This window comes from Bacillus sp. JJ1127 (assembly GCF_036965845.1).
Classification (GTDB): Bacteria; Bacillota; Bacilli; order Bacillales; family Bacillaceae_G; genus Bacillus_A.
In genome coordinates this window covers 1-3,321 of record NZ_JBALQK010000292.1, presented here as the reverse complement: position 1 = coordinate 3,321, position 3,321 = coordinate 1, and the positions used below count along the sequence as shown (strand labels likewise).

Here is a 3,321-nt window from a genome sequence, read left to right as displayed (position 1 = left end):
TGTCGGTTTTTTAATTAATGTATATATAAATATAATCCTTCAATAGAATGAAAGTCTTCTTTTAAATGAATAGAGATAAAATGAATAAAATAATGAGGATAGTAACAAGTATAAACTGAATAAAAAGAGGGCTCCTGTATGTTTAAGAAATATTTAATCGTTTTCTTTATTATTGCTATTTTTTGTTTAAGTGTATATGTGTTCATGCAAACAAATAAAGATAAAACGCAGAATTTCAAGGCTTTTTCAGATTCTAATAGTAAACTAGAAACTGATACGCCAAAAGTAGATATAGATCAGCAAAATCGTTATGATGCGGCAGCAAAAAAATTAGATCAATATTTAAAAGAAAAAGGGTTTAATGGAACCGTACTTGTGACGGATAAAAATAATGTGATTTTGCGAAAAGGATATGGCTATGCAAATATGGAGGATAAAGTCTTAACAACACCAAGAACAAAATATCGTGTAGGTTCTATCACTAAGACAGTAGTAGCGGTATCTATATTGCAGTTACAAGAAAAAGGGAAATTGAATATAGACGATAATGTAAATAAATATATTCCTTCATTTCCAGCGGATAAAAATATTACTTTAAGACATTTATTGACGCATACATCTGGGTTACCGGAGCAGGGACAAGGGAAGGTGGATGCGGCATCACGCTTAAAATTAGTGACATGGATCGGCTCGCAAAATCTTGAATTCCCTGCAGGAACAGGTTGGAGATATACAGATTATAATTATATGGTACTTGCGTATATTGTAGAAAAAATCTCTAAACAGCCATTATCTGAATATGTAAAAGAACATATTTTTATGCCTGTTGGAATGCGTGAATCTGGTATGGGTGCAAGATTCCCTGCGGACATATTTTTTGCAGAAAGTTATATAAAGAAAGATAATGAATTCGTCGCTGCTCCTAAGTTAAGAATGAGCTGGCTATACGGTTGTGGTGAAATGTATACAACTGTAGAAGATATGAAGAGGTTAGATCAAGCTATTATGACCGGAAAGCTTCTTTCCAAACAAAGTTTATCTGATATGTTCACTGTATCACCTGCAAGGAAATATGGTTTTAGTTTTTATATTTATCCAGATTACTACCATAATCATGGTGTATTAGCTGGCTGGAATACATTTAATAATTTCAATTGGGATAAACAAATTTTTGTTATTCTTTTCTCTAACGTTCAAAACGGAATGACTGATGCATTTAATCAGGAATTTCGAAAGATGGCAAAAGATTTATTAGAAGGAAAATCAGCTTAAAAAAACCTCTACAATGTAGAGGTTTTTTTGTTAAAGTGACGAAAATTCTTCAACTAGTTTATCAAAACGACCTAATGCGCTTTCGATTGGTTTTGGTGTTGTTAAATCTACACCTGTTTTCTTTAAAAGATTAAGTGGATAATCTGAACTACCGCCTTTTAAGAATTCAATATAATTTTGCTGAGCGATAGGATCACCGCTTAAAAGCTGATCTGCAATTTGGATTGCAGAAGCAAATCCAGTAGCATATTTATAAACGTAAAATGGTCGATAGAAATGTGGGATTCTAGCCCAGCCATATTTTACTTCTTCATCGAATACGAGTGTATCCCCATTGTATTCTCTAAACAAGTTTTCATATACATCATTAAATGCTTGAGCATTTAATGGTTTACCTTGCTGCGCCATTTCGTGCGTAATCTTTTCAAATTCAGCAAACATAACTTGTGTAAAGAAGGTACCTTTAAATTTCTCAATAAAGTGATTAATTAAATGGTTACGTACATCAGTATCTTTTGCTTCTTTTAATAAGTGATGAATTAATAGTACTTCATTTACTGTAGAAGCAACTTCAGCTACAAAAATGGAATAGTGAGCGGAAATTCTCGGCTGGAAACCGTGGGAATAGTATGTATGCATACCATGCCCGCATTCATGAGTAAGTGTAAAGAGACTATTTAAGTCATCATTATGATTTAAAAGGATGAAAGGATGAACGTCGTATACGCCAAAATTATAGGCACCAGAACGTTTACCAGGTAATTCTCTTACGTCTATATAGCGTTTATCTTTAAAACCTCGAAGTGTTTGAATATATTCTTCACCGAGTGGTGAAAGGGAAGTAAGCATGATCTCGAATGCTTCATCGTATGGAATATCTTGTTTTACACCTTTTACTAAATCAACATTTAAATCATATTGTCTTAATTCATTTAGTTGTAATTTCTCTTTTCGTAAATGGTTATACGTATGTAGAGATGTCATATTTTTTTTAGTTGTATCAATTAAATTATCGTATACTTCCTTTGGAACCATATCACCAAATAGGGATTTTTCTAACGCGGATGGATAATTTCTAATTTTTGAAATGGTAACATTATTTTTTATCGCTGCTGATAAAGTGGAAGCGATAGAGTTTTTTAGTTGAACATAAGGTTGATAGTAGGCTTTATAAGCCTCTTTCCTCTTATCTCTATTTTCATCTTTAATTAATTTAGAGTACATTCCGCGTGTTAAATTCACTTTACTTCCATCATCAGTTGTAACCTCTCCGAATGTAATATCTGCGTTGTTGAGCATGCCGTATGTATGTTGAGGAGAAGAGAGGGCTTCACCCATTTGGGATAAGATTTCTTCTTTATCCTTATTTAAGACATGTTTTTTATATCGATATAATTCAAATAAGTCTTCTTTATAATATTGTAAGCCCTCATTTTCTTCTATATAAGAATGCAAAGTTTTCTCATCGATACTAAGTAAAAATGGAGAAAAGAAGGAACGAGCGGCACTCACTTTAACATGTAATTGTGATGCTTTGTCTACAAGGGACTGCGCTTCTGTATCGCGTGTATCAAGGTCTGATTGAAGTCTTGCATAAGCATAAACTAAATTTAATAAACTTGATATTTCTTCACTTTTTGTAAGATAAGCTAGTAAACTATGGCTATCATGGATATTACCATTAAAATCTTTCAAAGTGTTTGTTAATGTTTCAATTTTTTCGCAGTCGCTTTCCCAGTGTCCGATTGTTTTATAAATGTCCGTTAAATCCCATTTTTCTTGATCTGGTACATCTAATCTGTTTTTTAATTCTGTCATAATTTTTTCCTTTCTAAGTATGTATTTTGTATATTCTCTATATAACTATGAAATACAACAAATTGCAAAAAATCCCTGCTGTAAAATAAAAAATCTTGTCGAAAATGACAAGACTTATTAGAAGAACATTGTAAAGTATGGAACCTTTACTTCCTTCATAACATATAGTATGATAATTTTAATAAATTAGATTTCAATGGAAATAATTATAAATTAATGAGAGGTGCTTTT

The 3,321-nt window shown here is 31.9% G+C and carries 2 protein-coding genes; one reads left to right on the top strand and one right to left on the bottom strand.

Features of this window, described 5'->3' with window-relative positions:
- Positions 1–138: 138 nt before the first annotated feature.
- Entirely contained in the window at positions 139–1,272 is a 1,134-nt protein-coding gene (locus tag V7183_RS22850) for a serine hydrolase domain-containing protein (RefSeq protein WP_097899827.1), read from the top strand.
- Between the two features lie 30 nt (positions 1,273–1,302).
- Here V7183_RS22850 and pepF read toward each other — a convergent pair whose 3' ends face one another.
- Positions 1,303–3,090, bottom strand: coding sequence for an oligoendopeptidase F (pepF, locus tag V7183_RS22845; RefSeq protein ID WP_335360942.1), 1,788 nt, complete (start codon positions 3,088–3,090; stop codon positions 1,303–1,305).
- Positions 3,091–3,321 lie beyond the last annotated feature (231 nt).